Source organism: Bradyrhizobium sp., assembly GCF_035652035.1.
Lineage (GTDB): Bacteria > Pseudomonadota > Alphaproteobacteria > Rhizobiales > Xanthobacteraceae > Bradyrhizobium.
Map to the genome: position 1 here is coordinate 34,428 of NZ_DASREO010000026.1, position 18,214 is coordinate 52,641.

General features: G+C 60.0%; 21 protein-coding genes. 14 read left to right on the forward strand and 7 right to left on the reverse strand.

Annotated elements, in window-relative coordinates:
• The 9 genes from VFB05_RS09925 (at window position 1) to VFB05_RS09965 (ending at window position 8,831) form a co-directional block, all read left to right on the forward strand.
• Window positions 1-795 (forward strand): TonB family protein, encoded by a 795-nt coding sequence (locus VFB05_RS09925; RefSeq protein WP_325011651.1) that lies wholly within the window; start codon window positions 1-3, stop codon window positions 793-795.
• Between the two features lie 24 nt (window positions 796-819).
• On the forward strand, window positions 820-1,350 hold the full coding sequence (locus tag VFB05_RS09930; protein ID WP_325011653.1) for a DUF2946 family protein: 531 nt from the start codon (window positions 820-822) through the stop codon (window positions 1,348-1,350).
• Between the two features lie 365 nt (window positions 1,351-1,715).
• Window positions 1,716-3,821 (forward strand): TonB-dependent siderophore receptor, encoded by a 2,106-nt coding sequence (locus VFB05_RS09935; protein WP_325011656.1) that lies wholly within the window; start codon window positions 1,716-1,718, stop codon window positions 3,819-3,821.
• 26 nt (window positions 3,822-3,847) lie between these two features.
• A complete protein-coding gene (locus VFB05_RS09940; protein WP_325011658.1) occupies window positions 3,848-5,203 on the forward strand; it encodes a PepSY domain-containing protein in 1,356 nt (451 codons plus the stop codon).
• Window positions 5,204-5,662 (forward strand): copper uptake system-associated protein, encoded by a 459-nt coding sequence (locus tag VFB05_RS09945; protein WP_325011660.1) that lies wholly within the window; start codon window positions 5,204-5,206, stop codon window positions 5,660-5,662.
• 55 nt (window positions 5,663-5,717) lie between these two features.
• Window positions 5,718-6,242: a copper chaperone PCu(A)C gene (locus VFB05_RS09950; protein ID WP_325011662.1), complete on the forward strand. Its 525-nt coding sequence runs from the start codon at window positions 5,718-5,720 to the stop codon at window positions 6,240-6,242.
• Window positions 6,243-7,054: 812 nt separating this feature from the next.
• Complete coding sequence (locus VFB05_RS09955; protein ID WP_325011665.1) at window positions 7,055-7,810, forward strand: SCO family protein; 756 nt, start codon at window positions 7,055-7,057, stop codon at window positions 7,808-7,810.
• A 5-nt stretch (window positions 7,811-7,815) separates the two neighbouring features.
• Complete coding sequence (locus tag VFB05_RS09960) at window positions 7,816-8,043, forward strand: hypothetical protein (RefSeq protein ID WP_325011667.1); 228 nt, start codon at window positions 7,816-7,818, stop codon at window positions 8,041-8,043.
• A gap of 77 nt (window positions 8,044-8,120) precedes the next feature.
• A complete protein-coding gene (locus VFB05_RS09965; protein WP_325011669.1) occupies window positions 8,121-8,831 on the forward strand; it encodes a sulfite exporter TauE/SafE family protein in 711 nt (236 codons plus the stop codon).
• A gap of 70 nt (window positions 8,832-8,901) precedes the next feature.
• On the opposite strand, the gene VFB05_RS09970 is transcribed toward VFB05_RS09965, so the two are convergent.
• Window positions 8,902-9,120: a hypothetical protein gene (locus VFB05_RS09970; RefSeq protein WP_325011671.1), complete on the reverse strand. Its 219-nt coding sequence runs from the start codon at window positions 9,118-9,120 to the stop codon at window positions 8,902-8,904.
• Window positions 9,121-9,455: 335 nt separating this feature from the next.
• Between VFB05_RS09970 and VFB05_RS09975 the strand changes: the two genes are divergently transcribed.
• Window positions 9,456-9,845, forward strand: coding sequence for a hypothetical protein (locus VFB05_RS09975; RefSeq protein WP_325011673.1), 390 nt, complete (start codon window positions 9,456-9,458; stop codon window positions 9,843-9,845).
• 123 nt (window positions 9,846-9,968) lie between these two features.
• Window positions 9,969-10,229, forward strand: coding sequence for a copper resistance protein CopC (locus VFB05_RS09980; RefSeq protein WP_325011675.1), 261 nt, complete (start codon window positions 9,969-9,971; stop codon window positions 10,227-10,229).
• 675 nt (window positions 10,230-10,904) lie between these two features.
• On the opposite strand, the gene VFB05_RS09985 is transcribed toward VFB05_RS09980, so the two are convergent.
• Both VFB05_RS09985 and VFB05_RS09990 read right to left on the reverse strand, forming a co-directional pair.
• Window positions 10,905-11,549 (reverse strand): DUF1007 family protein, encoded by a 645-nt coding sequence (locus VFB05_RS09985; RefSeq protein ID WP_325011677.1) that lies wholly within the window; start codon window positions 11,547-11,549, stop codon window positions 10,905-10,907.
• Window positions 11,550-11,670: 121 nt separating this feature from the next.
• Complete coding sequence (locus VFB05_RS09990) at window positions 11,671-12,795, reverse strand: polysaccharide deacetylase family protein (protein WP_325011679.1); 1,125 nt, start codon at window positions 12,793-12,795, stop codon at window positions 11,671-11,673.
• 574 nt (window positions 12,796-13,369) lie between these two features.
• Between VFB05_RS09990 and VFB05_RS09995 the strand changes: the two genes are divergently transcribed.
• The 3 genes from VFB05_RS09995 to VFB05_RS10005 all read left to right on the forward strand — a co-directional run bounded on the left by VFB05_RS09995 (window position 13,370) and on the right by VFB05_RS10005 (window position 15,461).
• The gene (locus VFB05_RS09995) at window positions 13,370-13,651 is read left to right on the forward strand and encodes a hypothetical protein (RefSeq protein ID WP_325011681.1); all 282 of its coding nucleotides are present in this window, start codon (window positions 13,370-13,372) and stop codon (window positions 13,649-13,651) included.
• 654 nt (window positions 13,652-14,305) lie between these two features.
• Window positions 14,306-14,770, forward strand: coding sequence for an Rrf2 family transcriptional regulator (locus VFB05_RS10000; RefSeq protein ID WP_325011751.1), 465 nt, complete (start codon window positions 14,306-14,308; stop codon window positions 14,768-14,770).
• The gene (locus tag VFB05_RS10005; protein ID WP_325011683.1) at window positions 14,760-15,461 is read left to right on the forward strand and encodes a class I SAM-dependent methyltransferase; all 702 of its coding nucleotides are present in this window, start codon (window positions 14,760-14,762) and stop codon (window positions 15,459-15,461) included. Before VFB05_RS10000 ends, VFB05_RS10005 begins: the two co-directional genes overlap by 11 nt.
• Window positions 15,462-15,493: 32 nt before the next feature.
• Here the strand turns inward: VFB05_RS10005 and VFB05_RS10010 are convergent, their stop codons facing one another.
• The 4 genes from VFB05_RS10010 to VFB05_RS10025 all read right to left on the reverse strand — a co-directional run bounded on the left by VFB05_RS10010 (window position 15,494) and on the right by VFB05_RS10025 (window position 18,208).
• A complete protein-coding gene (locus VFB05_RS10010) occupies window positions 15,494-15,643 on the reverse strand; it encodes a DNA -binding domain-containing protein (RefSeq protein WP_325011685.1) in 150 nt (49 codons plus the stop codon).
• A 104-nt stretch (window positions 15,644-15,747) separates the two neighbouring features.
• Window positions 15,748-16,086, reverse strand: coding sequence for a hypothetical protein (locus VFB05_RS10015; RefSeq protein ID WP_325011687.1), 339 nt, complete (start codon window positions 16,084-16,086; stop codon window positions 15,748-15,750).
• Window positions 16,087-16,125: 39 nt separating this feature from the next.
• Window positions 16,126-16,479 carry a metalloregulator ArsR/SmtB family transcription factor gene (locus tag VFB05_RS10020; protein WP_325011689.1) on the reverse strand — a complete coding sequence of 118 codons (354 nt, stop codon included), beginning with the start codon at window positions 16,477-16,479 and terminating at the stop codon, window positions 16,126-16,128.
• A gap of 673 nt (window positions 16,480-17,152) precedes the next feature.
• Window positions 17,153-18,208, reverse strand: a complete 1,056-nt coding sequence (locus VFB05_RS10025; protein WP_325011692.1) for an Ldh family oxidoreductase — start codon at window positions 18,206-18,208, stop codon at window positions 17,153-17,155.
• Window positions 18,209-18,214: the final 6 nt, after the last annotated feature.

Sequence of the window (18,214 nt, forward strand, 5' to 3'; positions counted from 1 at the left end):
ATGACGGATCTCGACGCTTCGCAGAAGACCTCGCATTGGCTGTGGGCTATGGCCGCGGCCGGCGCGGTTGCGCTTCATCTCGGCGGTGCTGCGTTGGGGCTATCATATCTCAAGACCGACGAGCCTGAAGATGACCTGGGCGCGCCGGCGATCGAAGTCGGCTTGGAACTGAGCTCGCCGAAGCAGGATCCGTCCGACCTGCCGCCCGGTCCGGATTCCGACGCTTCGGTCGCCTCTCCCGCCATCCCCGAACAGAAGGCGGAGGTCAAAGAAACCGATTTGCCCAAGGATGCCCCGAGGGAGACCGACGATCCCGATCGCGTCGTCACCCCAAACGATGTCAAGAAGCCGGTCGAGGACGAGGCGAAGATCGCGGCCGTGCAGACAGCGGCGTCGCAGGAATCCGTCGCCGCGGAAGCCACCGCGGCCCCAAGCTCAGAGAACGTTCCGCAAGGCGAGCACTCGGTGGCGCCAGCGCAAGGCATCGGCGCAAGCCTGCAGCGCGTCAAAGTAAAGTGGGAGAGGGAGCTGGTCGCCCATTTCGACCGGCACAAGCGCTATCCGGTCGATCGCGCGCAAAAGAGCGCCGAAATCCTGGTCAGCTTCGTGCTGGATCGGTTGGGCCATGTGCTGTCGGCGAGCATCGCCAAGGGGTCTGGTGATGCCGCCTTCGACGAGGCCGCGCTTGCGATGATCCACCGGTCCGATCCGGTACCGCAGCCGCCGCCGGCTGTGGCAGACGAGGGGCTGAGCTTCACGCTTCCGGTGATCTTCCGCGTCAAGGGCAAGGGTTGAACGCGGATTCGGACGCATGTCGAGATGATCCGCCCGAACGCCGATAAAGCTTATTCCACGATGTGTTGCTGCCGTGCTTCAGCGTCTGTTTTTCAGTGGGCGGTCGAATTCTCCGCCACGCTTGGGCTGGCACTCGACATAAAGAAAATGTTAGAGGGCCAGCGGAGGCTTTCTGTGGTCGGCGTGCGGACGAAGTCATTGCTGAAAGGGGTAGTCGGTGTTGCAACCGCCTATCTGTTCGCGATTCAGCTGATTTTGGCTGCGGTTGTCGCGACGCAGATGGCCGTGCCCGGCGAGCTTGACGCCATCTGTCATAACGTCGAAGCGGCAGGTTCGAACGCCCCCCAGAAGCCGCCTGCGCAGTCCCCTGACCATCACACCGGATGTCCGATCTGCGCCTTTGCCTCTGGTGTTCCGCCTTTGCCGGATGCCTCTCCCAGCCTGCAAAATCAGCCTGCGCTGGAGATTTCAGCGATTACAACGGCTTGGCTTGCGATATCTTCGGGCAGGCAACACGAGCCACGCTCCTCGCAAGGACCTCCCGCGACCGTCTAACCGATCCCAATCTGGTTGACGTCGTACGGAGTTGATTTATGTCCCGCTTTTTGCCCGCGCTGTGCGCGGCTGCATCTATTGCAGCCGTGCCGGCTGAGTCTTTCGCGCAAGTTGCTGCGCCAAGTTCATCGACAAATTCGGCTAACGCAATCACGATGGCCGCGGCCGATAACGGCTCGAGCGGCAGCCAGCCAAGCCTGCCGCCGGTTGTCATCAACCCGCCGAGTCCCAAGAAGCCGAAGGTCGCGCGGGAGAGCCGACACCCGGTCCGGGCTCCTGCGCGCGCTACTGCAACACCTGCTCAGGAGATTAAGCCGCCAAGCGAGGTCGCCAGTAGCCAGACTGGGGCGGGTCTGGGCGGAAGGATGACCGGCTACACGGTCGATTTCAACGCTCCCGTGGCGGCAACGAAGGATAACACGCCACTCTTGCAGGCGCCGATCAACGTCCAGGTGGTCCCACGCCAGACCATGGACGATCACCAGGACATCTCGGTGCGCGACGCTGTTGTCGGCTATGTCAGCAGCGTGCAGCCGCCGAGCGTGACATCGGACAGCAACAATTTCTACGACGGTTTCAACATTCGCGGTTTCGACAACGCCAACATTTATCGCAACGACCTGCGGTTGTTCGAAATCACGGGCATCGAGACCGCGAACCTTCAATCGATCGAGGTCCTGAAGGGGCCGGCCGCCATGTTGTTCGGCCGGTTGGAGCCCGGCGGCATCGTCAACCTTGTGCCGAAACGGCCGCTCGACACGCCCTATGCGTCGCTCCAGGAGCAGTTCGGCTCGTGGGGGCTGACGCGCACGACAATCGATTCAACCGCACCGCTGACCGCCGACAAGACATGGCTCTATCGGGTCAATCTCGACTACACCAAGGCCGACTCCTTCACCGACTTCGTCAACAGCAAGAACTTCTTTGTCGCGCCGACGATCACCTGGCACCCGACGAACCAGTTCCGGCTCAATGTCGATGTCGAGTACCAGAAGTCGAGCTTTGTCGACAATTCGATGGGCATTCCGGCTGTCGGGACGCGGCCTGCGGACATTCCGGTGAGCCGCTATCTGCAGGCGCCCGCGCTGACGGTCAACAATCCCAACCGCCAGGAACGCGAGCTGATCGGCTACGACTGGACCTACGACTTCAATAAGGACTGGAGCCTCACCAATCGCTTTGCCTTCAACAATCAGGAGTATCGGCAATTTCTTAACGGGGTGGATTCGTTCGATGAAGCAACGGGCGTCTTGAACCGCAACGTCTGGGATGCTCACGTCCATACGCAGACGGTCGCAACCAACCTCGACCTCAAGGGCAAGTTCGACCTCGGTCCGTTCAACCATTCTGTGCTCTTCGGGACGGATTATTTCTATCTCGACAAGAACATCGAGGCATTCTTCGGCGACAACCCGACAATCGGGCCGATCAACATCTACGCGCCGGATTACAGCGGCACCTACAGCCCGCTGCCCAGCAACAGCTTCTATCCGCTGCGCGAGCAGTGGACCGGCGTCTACGGCCAGGATGTGATTTCGTTCGCGCAGGACCGCATCCACCTGCTGCTCGGCGGGCGATATGATTGGGCAAGCTACGGGAACGGCTACAGCACGAATTCCGATGCTGAAGCAGAGGGGCCGTATAACCCCACGACCGGGGTCGGCTTCCAGACTGCCAACGACCAAGCCTTCAGTCCACACCTTGGCCTGACGATTCAGCCGGTTCCCTGGCTTTCATTCTACGGCAGCTATACAAAGTCATTCAGCGTGATAAACGCGATACCCGTGCCGGGACAGCCCTTGTTCCCGCCGGACTCGGCGACGCAGTATGAAGCTGGCGTCAAGGCAGAATTGCTCGACAAGAGGCTCACGGCTACGCTTGCGGTGTACGACATCGTCAGGTCCAACGTCGTGCAAGTCCTCGGAGGCACACCATTCTCGACCCCGGTGGGCCGCGTCGAGAGCAAGGGCGTGGAGTTGGATGTTACGGGCCGCGTCAACGACAACTGGAGCATTATAGCGAGCTACGCGTACGACGACGCGCGTATCGTCAACGGTCAGGGGCCGAGCGCTCAGGATATCGTCAACGGCACGCTCTATCCGCCGACCAATGTCGTGGACGAGAGTGGCAACAGGCTGCAGGACGTGCCCTACAACTCGGGTGCGATCTGGGCGAAATACGATGCCGACGGACGCTGGCGCGGCCTGAGCCTCGGGGCAGGGGTTGTCGCCGTCGGCGACCGCCAGGGCGACAACCAGAACAGCTTCATTTTGCCGGCCTACGCCAGGGTCGACGCGATGATCCAGTACCAGTTCAAGCCGCCGCCGGAGACACAGTTCAAGCGGGTGACGCTGCAGCTGAATGTGAAGAACGTGTTCGACACGGTCTACTACCAGAACTCATCGTCGCGGCTTAGTATTTTCCCGGGCGCGCCTCGCACCTTCCTCGCCTCGATCCGTGCCGAACTCTAGGGCTTAGCCGCAGGTGAGAACCGCACATGGCTGAAAACATGACGATCGCGGTCAGGCCAGTTCGTCTGTACCCCGTTTTTTGGCGCTGGCATTTCCTGGCAGCGCTGATCGTCATTCCCTTTGTGCTTTGGCAAAGCACGACAGGCACGCTGTACCTGTGGTCGGAATGGTGGATGGACGTCCAATATCCGGACCTTCGCTTCGTGGCGGGCTCACCCTCGATTGTCCCTCCGAGCGAACAACTCGCGGCTGCTGTCTCATTCTTGGGTGGGGAGGAGCGGGTAGGGGTGGCACCGGAACAGGCGCATCTGGGCCGCAGCCATCATGAGCTGATGTCGCTGGATTCAGATGCGCTTCCCGTACAGCAAATCGTCCTGTCCGATGATCCGCGCCGGAGCACCGAAGTCATCATGCAGGGGGCGGACGGGCTGCCTTACCCCGTGTTTGTCGATCCCCACAGCGGCCACGTTCTCGGAAGGCTGACGTCGGCACAATGGCTGCCCGGTTTGAGCCGAGCCCTGCACGCGGGATGGCCGCTGGGCAAGCCCGGCAACTGGCTGCTCGAACTCGGCAACTGCTGGGCGATTGTCATGGTCGTCTCGGGACTTTATCTGTGGTGGCCTCGCGGCAGAAGCTTTTGGCAGGCATTGCGGCCGCGGCTTGACGCCGGCCCACGCGTTCTCCTGCGTGATCTGCACGCCGTCGTTGCCGTGATCTTTTCCAGCGTCTTGCTGTTCTTCCTCATCAGCGCGTTGCCCTGGACGTCATTCTGGGGCGGTGAGGTGCTCTCGCGCGTTCAATATGCGCTGAATCAGGAGAGCCCGGCCGGCTTCTCGACCGGTGGCGCGACCGCAGCCCAGATGGCCGCTGCGGGAGCACCCATCGATGCCATCGCGCAAGCCGCCCGCGATCGCGGCGTAACCGGCGCGATCGCGATCCAACTGTCGCCCTGGCAGGGGGCGCCATTGTTCGTGACCAACCGGGTATCCTCGCTGTCAGACGATCGCACCATCATCGCCGACGCGGCGACCGGAAAGATCGCCGGCGATTTCCGCAACCGCGATTTCCCGATCATTCCGCGGCTGGTGGCAGTCGGTGTTCATGTTCATCAGGGCGACTTTGGCCCGCTGAATCTCTGGTTGAATACGCTGCTTGCCGTTTCGTTGATCTGGCTCAGCGCGACGGGCGTCGCATCCTGGTGGATTCGACGCCCAAAAGGACAGTTCGGCATTCCTCCCGCTCGGGATGTTCGCTGGTCGAATGGGATGGTTATTCCGCTTTGCGTGATGAGCCTGCTTCTGCCCATCTTCGGGTTATCGGTTATCGCAATCGCAGCTACTGGTTGGGCGTTGAAGTGGCCCTTACGTTGGAGACCGGCCTGAATGCCCGGTAGATTCGGCAAGATGACGATCCGAATGCTGGCTGCCGCCTTCGCGCTCTGGCTGGGGAGTGCAATTGCGCTCGCGGAATCTGCCGAACAGTCGATCCGAAAGCTGCTGATGGATACCTTCGACAAGCCTGGCGCACCACTTGTCGTCGACCCCGTCGTTGCCGCGAACGATTACGCCATCGCCGACTGGATCCAGGACGGGCACGGAGGCCGCGCTTTACTAAAACGGCGCGACGGCAAGTGGTCGCTGATATTGTGCAGCGGAGACGGGATAACGTCAGCCGCGGCGCTGCAACAGGCCGGCGTTCCCGCATCCGATGCGGCCGATCTTGCGGAAAGATTGCAAACCGCCGAAAGCACCATATCGCCGGTCAAGCGGACGATGCTATCAACGTTCGAGGGAACTGTCGTGATGGGAGGCAACCCTCATGAAGACCGCGAGCATCCTTAACAGCAAGAACATGCTGCTACGTTTGCAAAGCATTTTTAACTGAGAGGTGAATGACATGTGCAAGATGAAGCAGATACTTCTGGCCCTCGCGTTGGTATTTGTCGGCTCGTCCGTTGCGATGGCTGACGAGGTCAAGGCCGGCGACCTTGTGATCAGCCAGGCCTGGAGCCGGGCGACGCCGAGTGGCGCGAAAGCGGGCGCTGGCTATCTCACCATCGAAAACAAGGGCAGCGCGCCTGATCGGCTGATCGGTGGTTCGAGCGATGTTGCCGGCAAAGTTGAAGTCCACGAGATGTCCATGAGCAACGGGGTGATGAAGATGCGCCCGCTGGAGAAGGGGCTTGAAATCGCCCCAGGCAAGACCGTCAAGCTCGCGCCGGGCGGCTATCATGTGATGCTGATGGATTTGAAAGGCCAGCTGAAGCAGGGCGAAAAGCTGCCCATCACGCTTGAGTTCGAAAAGGCCGGCAAGGTGACGGTTTCGTTCGATGTCGAGGGTGTCGGCGCACAGGGACCGGCTGGCGACTCCGGCATGGGCGGGAAAATGGACATGAAGAAGATGGATATGAAGAAGATGTAGCGGCGTCGCTGCTACAGCGTGCCGGAGGAGCAAATGGATCGGCGGGAGTTCAATGCCGTCTTGATGGCGAGTTCACTCGCCGGTTTGTTTGTGCCCTCGGTAAGGGCTGAGCAGAGTGCGCCCCGACCGGCTCGGCCAGTCATCGGCATCATGATCTATCCAGATATGTTCGCGTCCAAGCCAACGAGCTCCTCGCGAGCGATTGTTGGCCGCGATCGTATGTCGGTCCAAAAGCCTAAGCATGGCACGCTCTGATGGACCCCAGACGACGCCATCTTGCTACGCGACTGATGCCGCCAAACCTGATCCGGTGCAGAGCGGTAAGACTGGTCGCGTTGGCCTTCTATATTCTTGCCAGTACGAGCTTCGCATTTGCGCATCGGTCTGATCCGATTGCGGTCGACGTTACCCAGTTCGTTCTACCCGACGGGACCCTTCCGCCGATCTGTGGTGGGAACGGAAACAGCGATTCCGACAGCCACCACGCTCATCTTCCGCGATGTGATTTCTGCTGCCTGATCCACGCCCCCGGATTGCCGCCGCCGTCAGGAGGCGAATTGGCGACCCGGACGTCGATTGAGATTGAGAGCGTCGCGCCACCACCCGCGCCGCGAGTGCCGGTGAGAACCATAGCCGCGTACGGCCCGAGAGGCCCACCGCTCGCCTGATTCCCATATCGTCCAACCTGCCGGCCGCATGACCGCCGTCACTTGGCGTGACCGGGCACAGAGCATACCGCGCTTTGCTGGGCCCAACCAGGACGATCTGGTCATGGTTTGCGCTCGCCTGCAGGACCGATGCGGCGCGGACGGATGACCGCGACAACCGGGCCACTTGGCGGCGCTGACGTCATCAACCCCGCCGCTTCATCAGCAGCCGGTGGCTGCAAATCCCTGACGATAGGAGTCCAAAAAATGTATTGGCGGAATCTTCGCAAGGCCGCTTCGGATCGGACCGAAAAAATGAACCCCGCCATTTGGCTCCTCGGGGTAGTGGTGGGCGCGTTGGTTTTCGCGGGCGCCGTCACCGCAACTCGTAACTATCTCCGCAGCGACACGCATTCGAAAGCGACGGCGGCAATCGGCGGGCCATTTTCGCTGGTCGATCAGCACGGCAGGCGGGTGACCGAACGGGACTATCTGGGCAAACCCACCCTGATGTTCTTCGGATTTACCAACTGCCCCGATATCTGTCCAACGACGTTGCTGGATCTAACGGAGCGGCTCAAGGAGCTTGGTCCGGACGCGGACCGGCTCAACGTTGCATTCGTTACCGTCGATCCGCAGCGCGATACGCCTGAGCAGCTTGGGCTCTATCTGTCATCATTCGATCCACGCATTGCCGGGCTTTCCGGCTCCCCACGCGATATCGCCGCCATCCTGACCGAGTATCGCGTTTACGCGCGCAAGGTGCCGCTGAAGGACGGTGACTATACGATGGATCACACGGCGGCCGTCTACATGATGAACCCGAAGGGGCAGTTCGTCGGCCTGCTGAATTACCAGGAGCCGGAGGCGACGACGCGCGAGAAGATCAGAAAACTCCTGGATGACGCGGCCAGAGGCTGACGGCCATGCGCGGGGTGCTTTTGAACGTTGTTGTCCCATTCCTTACCGGCTTCTGTGTCGGTTTGACCTTTGGCCTTGGGCTCTATCTTTTGGATATCGGCGGCTTGTGGTCGCTGGTGAATGGTTCGGCAACGAGAGCACATCCTTTGCTCGAACTCATCCGCTTCGCGTGCGCGTTCGGTGTTTTGTCGATTGCAACTCATTGCGGAATTGGCCTGGTGAGCGAAGGGTAGCGACTGTCCAGATTGATACAGCGCAAATCTGCGCATGCGCCGCTACGCTAGGAAGGTGACATTCGCGGAATGCCGTCATGTTCGATTTCGGTCAACCTCTTATTGTCGCCGGGTTTCTCCTGGGCCTCGCATCGAGCCTGCACTGCCTTGGCATGTGTTCAGGGATCGCGGCGAGCCTTTGCATGGCAACTTCGCCGGCGCCGGGAAAGCCTCTGCGTGGCCTGTACCGCAGCAACCTCCTGGTCAACGCCGGAAGGATAACTGGGTATGTCATCGCGGGCATGGCCGTCGGAGGCCTGGGTACCCGTCTATTTGGCGTCCTCGACCGCTCCATTGCACATATCGTGCTACGCTGGGCTGCGGCGGTGTCGCTTGGATGGATTGGGTTGTCGATGATGGGCGCCGTTCCGATCCCAGCCCCGCTCGTCCGTCTGGCGGCTGCGGCAAGCAGCAATTTTGCCTCGATATCGGGATCCTTTCGGCTACCATCTTTTGCGGGATTTTTCCTGGCCGGCTGCCTTTGGGGCTTTCTTCCCTGCGCGATGGTCTATGCAGCGCTGTTCTATGCGATGCTGTCGGGCTCATGGCTCAACGGTGCCGCCGTCATGATCGGCTTTGGATTCGGCACGTTGCCGCCGGTTGTGGGCGCCGGTGCTGGACTGCCATGGTTGCGCATGCGGGCAAAGTCGCCTCGGCTGCAAAGGATGCTGGGATTTGCGATCATAGCGCTCGCCGTCTTCAGCACGCTTCCAGCGGCAACAATTTCGATTTTGTGCAGGGTCGGATGAACGGTTCGTCAAAGCCGACCAACCACACGGGAGCGATTGGAGGGACTGAATTTGTCAATCTTCTTCGCAGTCAGCGCGCGCGTTCTTTGAGGAATGCGATGATATCGGCACGGTCCTGAGCATTCTTGACTTCGTAGAACATTTTTGTCCCTGGAATAAGCTCCTGCGGATTGTTCAGCCATTTGTCCAGGTTTTGCTCGGTCCATATGATCTTTGCATTCCGCAATGCTGGTGAGTAATTGTAGCCTGGCACGGTGCCGGCAGCACGGCCAACGATGCCCTTGTGCATCGGACCTCGGACCCACGTCGTTCTTCTCGATGGAATGACAATCCTGGCAGCCCCGATAGAGTCCTTCCCCGCGGCTGATATTGCCCGCTGCATTTGCCGGATTGCACAAAAGAGCTGTGACAGCCAGCAATGCCGCAGCTGCCTTTGTTGCGTAGCTGTGGCTATTTGATTGTTGACCATGAATCTCTCCTGCTTGCGACATCGCGCGGGCGAGGACTCTTGTGGTCTCGGTCTTATTCCCGCGTGAAGGGACCAAATCACGGATCTTCTCGGAATAATTTGCCGGTTCAGGTGTTCGACCGGATGTAAATCCCCTGGCGGAGAGGAATGATCCAATGATCAAGAGCGCGGGAGTTCTGCTGGTCAGCACAGTTCTCATGGTTTCGACGGCCTTTGCGCAGATGACGCCGGCCAGAACAGGCGACACCCCAAAGGGCAAGGCGCTGGTCGATGCCAAGGGCATGACTCTTTATGTTTTCGATAAGGACAAGGGCATGCCGGGCAAATCCGCCTGCAACGGACCGTGCGCCGAAAATTGGCCGGCTCTGCTCGCGTCCGATACCGACAAGCCTTCGGGCGATTGGACGATCGTCGTGCGCGACGATGGAAGGAAGATGTGGGCCTACAAGGGAAGACCTTTGTACACATTGAAGAACGACAAAGCGCCCGGCGATACCGATGGTGACGGAAAACTCAACGGCGCTTGGCATATTGCGGCGCCCTGAGCTGAGAGCGCCCTATGCAGATAGTTGCGCCAGAATCCAATTAACCGCCAACAGGACCGGTGCTCTCCACCATTACGCGGTAAACATCTAACCGCAGATCCGAACCGGGCAAAGACGCCATTCATGGCGTGTCAGCACACGTCGCTGGGCGAGATGACAGTCGCGTTCCGAATTGAAGCTAACTACGCCGGCGAGCGCGTCAATGGCGGCAAGGCCCGTATCAGCGGCAATCAGATGTTAGTCCCGTTGCGGGCCGGCGGAGCCGGCACCGATCACGTCAACTGGCACGTGATCTCGGTCGACACGCATACGACCGAGGGCAGCACTTCACCTTCCAGGTCGGCCAGTGACGGGAGCAGGAGATTCGTGGACGGCCTTGCATGAGCTCACTCGCCGGGGACATCAACGATTCTCTGGTCGCGACGCGAGTGCGGAGAGCGCCAGAACAACCTCTCTCGGACCAATTCCTGTTTTATGAGGATGCGATGCGTCGCCTGTTTGCTCCGCAAATTTCGAAGTAGAGTTCGATTCGCGCACAAAAGACTGCAATCGGCGGACGATCAACGCGCTGCGGGGCTGAATCATGGCTGAGTGATACGGCGGCTTTTTTCTCGAAGGTGGGATTTCTCTCGTTTCGAGCGTCATCCCGATCATGAATTACGACTCACCCTCTAACAAAAGGGGATACTAGCGCCTACTATGATCCGCGCCACCGGCGGCACACAGCCCGGTCACTCAGGCACGGCGTTTGAAGGACTACGACGCCGCGAGGCAATCGCCGCATTTTTGGGAATTGGCCTTTTGCCGCTTATTGGTGGTGGGCCTGCTCTCTCCACTCAGAGTGATGTTCCCTTAATCGTGTTGGATCCTGGGCATGGCGGTCATGATCCAGGGGCTATCGGCCTAACGGGATTGTTCGCCGTGGATCGCATTCCACTGGCGAGCGCCACAAGGGCGGTGGCGGATTGCGACCTGCGTCGTCCTGAGTTTCGTTCAGCCAAGGCAGCTCGAAACCGCTGTGCTCGCCTCACTGCCACGCCAGCGTCCTCGGCCCGTTGGTCAGGGACAATTGACAACGAACTTGTTCGCGAAGATTTCGCCAAAGCTGCTGAATGGATCAAGCGGGGCGGCGTCGAGCTGACCCAGCCGCAATTGCTCGCCCGCTGTCGGCGTATGAGGCGTGTCCACCTGCAATTGGCAGCTTGCCGGCGCATTGACCATAGACACCGGCGTGTCCTTGGCCGGCTCGAAATCTACGAAAATCGTCGGATCGTAAATCTCAACCTGCAACCGTCGGGCAGCAACGGGCGTCTTGAACGGGAGCACGAAATGCAACGTCAAGGCTGGGTCCTTGTACTCCATCCAATAGTCAGTCGGGTCGAGCAGGGGCACTTTCTTTCCGTCCGCGCGCGGGAAGGTGAAATAGTCAAATTCCTTGAGGGACGTCACGTTGACTTCGGCGAGCCCACTCAACTCCTCCCGGGTGAACAATCCTTTCTCTTTATGATCGATGCCCTGGATGGCGTAGGCCGAAAACATCTCATCAAAGGTCCAGGCGTGCCGGAGTCCCGTCACTTGCCCTTTCGCGTCGTAGATCACGTCCGTATGATTCGTCACCCACACGTGAGGATGGGCCGATGCGCCGCTCGAAATGGCGATGAGCCAGACGGCTGCCGGAAAAAGACTGGATAGGAGATGTTTCATCGAAAGCCGCGCTTATGCCATGGCGTGCCAGCTCGCGTTGAACGCGGCGAATAAGCGCTTTGCCTGCACAGCGAAGCGGCACTCGTTGACAGCATCCAACGAATTGCCCTTTCGGATCGGTCTACGATATGCCCGAGCATGAACCGGGTTGGCTTTTTCTGTGATTACGTGCTCGACAAGCGAGATTGGCGTGGTGACGAACGCCAATGTGCCCCGACTTTCGGTAACGGCTCACGCTCGCTAGTTTGCGAATGCCTTTCCCGAGTCGCGTCGAGGTCTTCGTTTTATGGATAGCAGCTGCGGATTTTGTGGGTGCTTCAGCCGCGGATGGCTTTTCACTCTCGGCCGCGACAGCCGCAGGGGGAGGCAGGCGCCATTGATCAGGGGTCGTTTCGGTTTTGGGGGTCGTCGTGCTGGCTGGAACGACTTGAACGATCTTGAACCCTTCTTGCTTGAGTTCATTGAGAAGTTCTGGAAGCGCCGCAACAGTACGTTCGTGAAGATCATGAAGGAGCAACACGCCCCGCCCCTGCGCTTCCAATCTTGACATCGCACGCCTCACGACCTCGGCACTGCTGATCGGTCTCCAGTCATCGCCGGTGACATCCGTGCTCCACGTCATGAGACGGCGAGAAGCAAGCGCATCCTCCGTCGATTTCGAGGTCAGGAATCCGGGCACCCGAAAGAAGGGAGCAAGCTTGGCCTGGTCTCCGAGTGCGGCTTGGACTGCTTCGACGCCTTTGTCGATCTCCTCGCCAGCTTGACTTTCGGTCATTTTGTTAAACGTGAACGGATGACGAAAACTGTGCGTTCCAATCGTATGGCCTTCCGTCTCGACCTTTCTGGCCTCATCCGAAAACATCTTCGCCATTTTGCCAACCATAAAAAAGGTCGCCTTGACACATTGGGCCGCCAGCGCTTCGAGAATGCGATCGGTGTATCGCGGCGATGGTCCATCATCGAATGTCAGAACGACTTCGTGGTCGGCGAGCGGCAGCGTTTCTGGATACTGCATGGTGCCGATCCTAGGATGTTCCGTGGGATCGACGGCGATGATACGACTGACGCCAAGTGCGTCGGGCTTACCTTTGCAATCCGTTTCCGACGCGCTTGCACCGACGCAGAAACCTAGAACGAGCAGACAGACGAGAAGCGAGCGATCGAGTCCCCGAACCGGGATTGCTTTTGCAATATGCTGCAGCAAGCGTGTGACGGATGCACTGCGAATCGATCTGTTTGGACGCATATTGATTCTCTCGACATGCTAGGCCGCGCCGCAGTTCGGTTGTCCTTGCGCCGCCATTCAGCCAAGCCAATGACTACAGTTGCTCAAAGATGGAGGCGAACGTAGTTTCCTCCGCGCACTTCCTTCCGGAGACCATCGCGCAACGTGCGACAGACGCAGCCGAGGCGACAATGCCCACATGCAATGTTATAACATAACGTCTCAGCACGACGATATACTGTCAAGGGCGACCACACGCGCGGGCGATCACGTTTGATGTGTCTCTGGCGAGGACTTGTTGGCCGATCGCCGCGGTGCCGCACGCTCTGACCTGCGCCCCAGTTCGCGGCGCGCTGCAAAGATCAAGAGGAGTGGGTTTCGGTGCGGAACTGAACAAGGCGCTGATATACAAGCGCGCCGCAGAATTGGCGTTATGGCAGAGGATCACTTTGGCTAAAAGCTGGCGGAGGGGCTGAAGCCACCATGCGGACCTAGCTTGTAGCCGGCTGGGCGATCTTTGAGACATGTTGCGCGGACGTAACAGTTTTGCCGTCGTGCATGCGCTAGGATGGCCGCCTGAATTGGAGCGACACCCATGCGCTTTATCTCGGTTGTGACCGCGGCGGCGGCCTTGCTGCTTTGCACGCATAATGCGTCTGCCTTCTCTATGAACTCCTCGACTGATACGGGCTCGGGCGGTTCATCGGGCTATGTCGATCCCGACGAGCAAATCCGTTCTATGGTGGGCGGAAAAGACGATGTTAGCGACAACCTTGGGTATGACGCCAATTTGCACCACAGGAAGCGTCCGGCGCAGGAGATAATAAACGGTCAGGGAGTGCTGATTCCCGGGTCTTACTCCCCGTCCGGCCGCTGAGATCCTGACGAGCACTGAACCAGCGACTACGGTCTCAAATTGCAAACTGCGACTTCTTGAGATTGTTCAAGCGGACCCGATAGCTTTCGGCGAGCGCTCCAGGCGAGTAGTTTCTGCTCCTTGGCGCGTTCGCCGTGGTGCGCGACGATATCCGCTCAACGCGGCCCTTACTCACCAAGCCGCTCCGTATTTCGGCGAACCCTTCAATGGGAATGATCAAGCCGGCCTTCAATCCAGGGAACATCGAGCACGTCGGTGGTTTGCATCACCCAACGTGGCCGATTCGCCTTGTTTGGTTCACTCGCGATCGCAAGACTTAGTCGTCCATCGCGGACTCTCCTAGAAAGTCGCAAATATCGCAGTTTTGCTGCCCAGGGAGGGAATCATCCGCAACCACCGACACGACAAACCGCTGTTTATCCTTAGCATGGTGGCCTGAGCGCTTGTCATGGGCGGAGGTTGGCTGCACCGCCATCGCAGGGCTGGCGACGCAGCCCCGCCCGGAAGTCGCGGCCGAGTGCACCGTGGCGAAGAAGTCATGCGTTGGTGGTGGACGAAGAATTTCGAAGGTTTGTGTCCCCGTTCACGCGGCGATTGCGCCGGCAAGCCGCGCGCACATTGACTCTACCGGCGTCACGTAATATCTCAAGTTACATGAAACGAGATAGTCGATTGTCGGGCGTGCTGCACGTGCTGCTGCACATGGCCGAGGAGGACAGACCGGCGACATCCGAGATGCTGGCGAGGGCGATGCAGACCAATCCGGTGGTAATCCGCCGGATCATGGCGGGCTTACGCGAGCGGGGTTATGTGCGCTCGGAAAAAGGGCACGGTGGTGGCTGGACTTTAAATTGCGATCTTTCGAGGCTCACCCTGCGCGACGTCTACCAGGCGTTGGGCGAACCTTCGCTTCTGGCCATCGGGAATCGGATGGAATCGCCCGACTGCCTCGTCGAGCAGGCGGTCAATGCCGCACTGGGGCGCGCCTTCGAGGAAGCCGAAGCCATGCTGCTATCGCGCTTCGCCGAGGTGACGCTCGCCCAGCTCAGCGCTGACTTCCACCAGCGGCTGGCCACGCTCAAACAGTCCCACGACCTGGAGACGGCGCATGCCGAATGATGACCAGATGCGAACGATGCTCGCATCCTTCAAAGATCCCGAGACTGCGAGGCGTTACGGCGATGGCCCACGGCGGTTCATGCCGGGCATGGACGACCTGCATCGCATGACGGCGATCCTGCTGGCCGAGCGTGCGCCGGAGGATGGGCGTGTGCTGGTGCTCGGCGCCGGTGGCGGCCTGGAGTTGCGGGCCTTGGCACAAGCCCATCCAGGCTGGACGTTCCTGGGCGTCGATCCGGCGGCTGCCATGCTGGACGAGGCAAGACGACTGCTCGGTCCCGATGCGGCGCGCGTGACCTTTTGCGAGGGCTATATCGACGATGCACCGGATGGCCCGTTCGACGCTGCCACCTGCCTTCTCACGCTGCACTTTCTGAACGTAGAGGAGCGCACGCGTGCGGCGCGCGAACTGCACCGACGGCTCAAGCCCGGCGCCCCGTTTGTGGCGGCGCACGGCAGTTTCCCACAGGGCGAAGGCGGACGTGCGCTCTGGCTGTCGCGCTACGCCGCGTTCGCGCGTGCGTCGGGGGCCGATCCGGAGCAGGTGGAGAAGATGCGCACGACGGTGGACGCTCACGTACCGATGCTCGATCCTGAGCAGGACGAAGCCATCCTGTGGAACGCGGGCTTCTCGGATGTCGCGCTGTTTTACGCCGCCTTCACCTGGCGCGGCTGGGTTGCCTACGCCTGAGTGTTCGCGGGCTTCGGTGACGGATTTTCGCTTCAGCCTGCTGTATCCGCTTGGCCAGCATAAACATCGAAGGCGTGCAGGAGCTGCACGAGCCGATGCTTCTGCTGAGTGCTCAAGCGGAGCGCGGCGGGCAGGAGCTTGGCCGGCTGGCCGCGAAGCCGGCGCGCAAAACGCAATGCCACATCAAGCCTCAGCTCGATCGAAGCAAGGTCAAGCGGAACGTCCGGCCGCAGTCGCAGGTTCGCACGAGCTGAGATCTTGATGTCCGCTGAACGACCTCGCTTGATCAGGCCAATTGCAAAGCGCCGTGATCGTCACAGTGGTCGCCGTGCACGTGATGCAAGTGTCCGTCGACGAGATAATCGATGTGGTCGCCATGGGGCACCGCCTCGTGTCCGCATCGGGGGCCGTGGGTGTGAGCGCACTTCGTATCGGGCGTGCAGCGCGCGGGGTTAGTGGCGCTGACAGCAATCACATGCTCGTCGACGTGATCTCCGTGCATGTGATGCAGATGACCGTCGTGCAGATAATCGACATGCCCGTCATGCCGGACGGCGGTATGTCCGCAGTTCGGGCCATGCTGATGGGTGTGGTTGGCATGATGCTTCTCGTTACATTCGGTCATGGTTCATTCCTTTGGCTTGGATCCCGCATCTGCCCGAGATCAGATGGTATGCCTTTCGGCGGCATGTTCAATCGCACTCTCGACCAGTTGAAGAACGTGGTCGTCGGAAAGCGCGTAATAAATGTGCTTTGCCTCTCGCCTGCGTTTGACCAGCCTGACCGCATAAAGTGTCTTCAGGCGGGCTGACACTGTCGTCAGATTGTCGTCTTCCAGTTCCGCAAGTTCCGACACGCAGACCTCGCCACCGGCCAGGTGCGCAAGCAACCGCAGCCGCGCTGGATCGCCAAGCGCACGAAACATCGCGGACGCCTCCTCAAGCTGAAGGTCGCCCGGTAGTTTTGCCGCCGGCCGCGGAGCATGATGATGCCTGCTGCGTGGCGTACCGCGAGCCATCCAGACTCCATCAATCCAACGATTTATGGATTAATCGCCCAACATGCTGCTGTCAAGCCCGACGCTGTAGATCTGGCGAAGAAAGACCCGTGTCTATCATTGCGCTGTTCGGGTCCGGGGCAGGTTACGCTGCTCTCTGATGAGAAAACACGGCGTGCGGAACAGTGGGTTTGCTTCGGCGTCCCCCAGAGAATCGAATAGGATCGGCGCATCCGCCAGGCGAGGGCGTTCGCAGCCAACCAGCGCGCGGCGCGCATGGTCGGGCGGTGGCTCCGGCACGGTCCGGATTGTCACACACCGTCAGCTCTGATCTCAACCTGCTTCAAAATGTTCCTGGGGGTGCTTGAAAGGTATGAAGACGGCGGGCGATTTCAGGCCCCCATCAATCTGGACGCCGCTGGCACCCATGATCGAATTGTGCCGGTGATTTGCCCGACACGTCAAATGTCTCGGCATCATTCGAAGCATCCTTGCCGAGGACGGCCCCGCTACTTTGCATGGGGTTGTTTTCGATATTTTGGTCGGGATCGGTGTCGGTCTTTCCCGATTGTGATTGCAGGATAGCTTGCGGGAGGTGGCAGCCCGTCTTCGCTTCCGCTCGCTCCAGCTACGCCGGAAGGGATGTTCATTTTACGCAGGTAGAGTCCGCTCCTTGGCGATTGTTCTCTCCGGCTCAAAATGGCAATAGCTCTTTCAGATTGTAATCACCCGCCAACTTTATCAGATCGGTCAGAGTATCTTCCGGAAGCAGCAAGCCTTCGCGCCGATTCTTGGCGTCGTTGCGCGCCTCGATCTCGCCCGGATAGAACACTTCCGAGAAACCTTGCGCAAGGGGCACCGCCTTGATTTGAGCGATCAGCGCTTCCATTCGAGCGTTGAAGTCTGACAGCGGCTGCATGGCTTCGATGTTCAGCGCGATCATCAGCTGACCGGCTCGGCTACGGCGTTCCGCCTGGTACGGCCCGGCCACCTCGGCCCCGAAGCCGCTGCCGGTCAGGATGCCGGACAACATGTCCATCATCAGCGCAATCGCGTATCCCTTGTGCTGCGCCATCGGCAGGATGATTCCATCGATAGCTTCCGAAGGATCGGTCGTCGGAGCGCCTGCCGCACTAATCGCCCATCCTTCCGGAATGGATTGGCCTTTCTGCTTCGCGAGATAGATCTTGCCGCGCGCGACCCCGGTGTTGGCAATGTCGAGCACCATTGGAGGATGGGCGCCGGCCGGGCAGGCCCAGGACCATGGATTTGTGCCGACGATCTTCTTTCGGCCTCCCCAGGGCGCCATTGCTGGACTCGCGTTCGTCGAGAGGAACGCAACGCAGCCTTGCCGAGCCGCCATCAGCGTGAAGTAGAGCGCCGTACCGAAATGGTTGGAATTGCGGATTCCGACGGCCGCAATGCCGTGGGTCCTGGCGCGTCGGACGGCTTCCTGTGTGGCGCTTGCGGTCAGAACCTGGCCCATGCCGTCGTGGCCGTCGATAAGCGCAAGGCCGCCCGCGTCGATGACCAGTTCGGGCTTCGCCTTCGGATCGCAGACGCCGGCCTTCAGACGCGCTGCATACCACGAGAGCCGCATCACGCCGTGAGACTGGTGTCCCCACAAGTCCGCCTGCACGAGCGTGTCCGCGCACAAATGCGCGTTTTCCTGCGACATTCCAGCCGCTACGTAGACTGCGGTTGCGAAATTCAGCAGACGATACGGATCGATCCTGGCGACTGTAGACATCGGAAT

Excerpts from the sequence above, each read along its gene's own strand:
- VFB05_RS09960 (WP_325011667.1), top strand. The coding sequence starts at position 7,816 with ATGCGCGGGGTGCTTTTGAACGTTGTTGTCCCATTCCTTACCGGCTTC.
- VFB05_RS09950 (WP_325011662.1), top strand. The coding sequence starts at position 5,718 with ATGTGCAAGATGAAGCAGATACTTCTGGCCCTCGCGTTGGTATTTGTC.
- VFB05_RS09965 (WP_325011669.1), top strand. The coding sequence starts at position 8,121 with ATGTTCGATTTCGGTCAACCTCTTATTGTCGCCGGGTTTCTCCTGGGC.
- VFB05_RS10005 (WP_325011683.1), top strand. The coding sequence starts at position 14,760 with ATGCCGAATGATGACCAGATGCGAACGATGCTCGCATCCTTCAAAGAT.
- VFB05_RS09995 (WP_325011681.1), top strand. The coding sequence starts at position 13,370 with ATGCGCTTTATCTCGGTTGTGACCGCGGCGGCGGCCTTGCTGCTTTGC.
- VFB05_RS09945 (WP_325011660.1), top strand. The coding sequence starts at position 5,204 with ATGCCCGGTAGATTCGGCAAGATGACGATCCGAATGCTGGCTGCCGCC.
- VFB05_RS10020 (WP_325011689.1), bottom strand. The coding sequence starts at position 16,479 with ATGGCTCGCGGTACGCCACGCAGCAGGCATCATCATGCTCCGCGGCCG.
- VFB05_RS09975 (WP_325011673.1), top strand. The coding sequence starts at position 9,456 with ATGATCAAGAGCGCGGGAGTTCTGCTGGTCAGCACAGTTCTCATGGTT.
- VFB05_RS09940 (WP_325011658.1), top strand. The coding sequence starts at position 3,848 with ATGGCTGAAAACATGACGATCGCGGTCAGGCCAGTTCGTCTGTACCCC.
- VFB05_RS09970 (WP_325011671.1), bottom strand. The coding sequence starts at position 9,120 with ATGCACAAGGGCATCGTTGGCCGTGCTGCCGGCACCGTGCCAGGCTAC.
- VFB05_RS09930 (WP_325011653.1), top strand. The coding sequence starts at position 820 with ATGATCCGCCCGAACGCCGATAAAGCTTATTCCACGATGTGTTGCTGC.
- VFB05_RS09925 (WP_325011651.1), top strand. The coding sequence starts at position 1 with ATGACGGATCTCGACGCTTCGCAGAAGACCTCGCATTGGCTGTGGGCT.
- VFB05_RS09935 (WP_325011656.1), top strand. The coding sequence starts at position 1,716 with ATGACCGGCTACACGGTCGATTTCAACGCTCCCGTGGCGGCAACGAAG.
- VFB05_RS10025 (WP_325011692.1), bottom strand. The coding sequence starts at position 18,208 with ATGTCTACAGTCGCCAGGATCGATCCGTATCGTCTGCTGAATTTCGCA.
- VFB05_RS10000 (WP_325011751.1), top strand. The coding sequence starts at position 14,306 with ATGAAACGAGATAGTCGATTGTCGGGCGTGCTGCACGTGCTGCTGCAC.
- VFB05_RS09955 (WP_325011665.1), top strand. The coding sequence starts at position 7,055 with ATGACCGCGACAACCGGGCCACTTGGCGGCGCTGACGTCATCAACCCC.
- VFB05_RS10015 (WP_325011687.1), bottom strand. The coding sequence starts at position 16,086 with ATGACCGAATGTAACGAGAAGCATCATGCCAACCACACCCATCAGCAT.
- VFB05_RS09990 (WP_325011679.1), bottom strand. The coding sequence starts at position 12,795 with ATGCGTCCAAACAGATCGATTCGCAGTGCATCCGTCACACGCTTGCTG.
- VFB05_RS09980 (WP_325011675.1), top strand. The coding sequence starts at position 9,969 with ATGGCGTGTCAGCACACGTCGCTGGGCGAGATGACAGTCGCGTTCCGA.
- VFB05_RS09985 (WP_325011677.1), bottom strand. The coding sequence starts at position 11,549 with ATGAAACATCTCCTATCCAGTCTTTTTCCGGCAGCCGTCTGGCTCATC.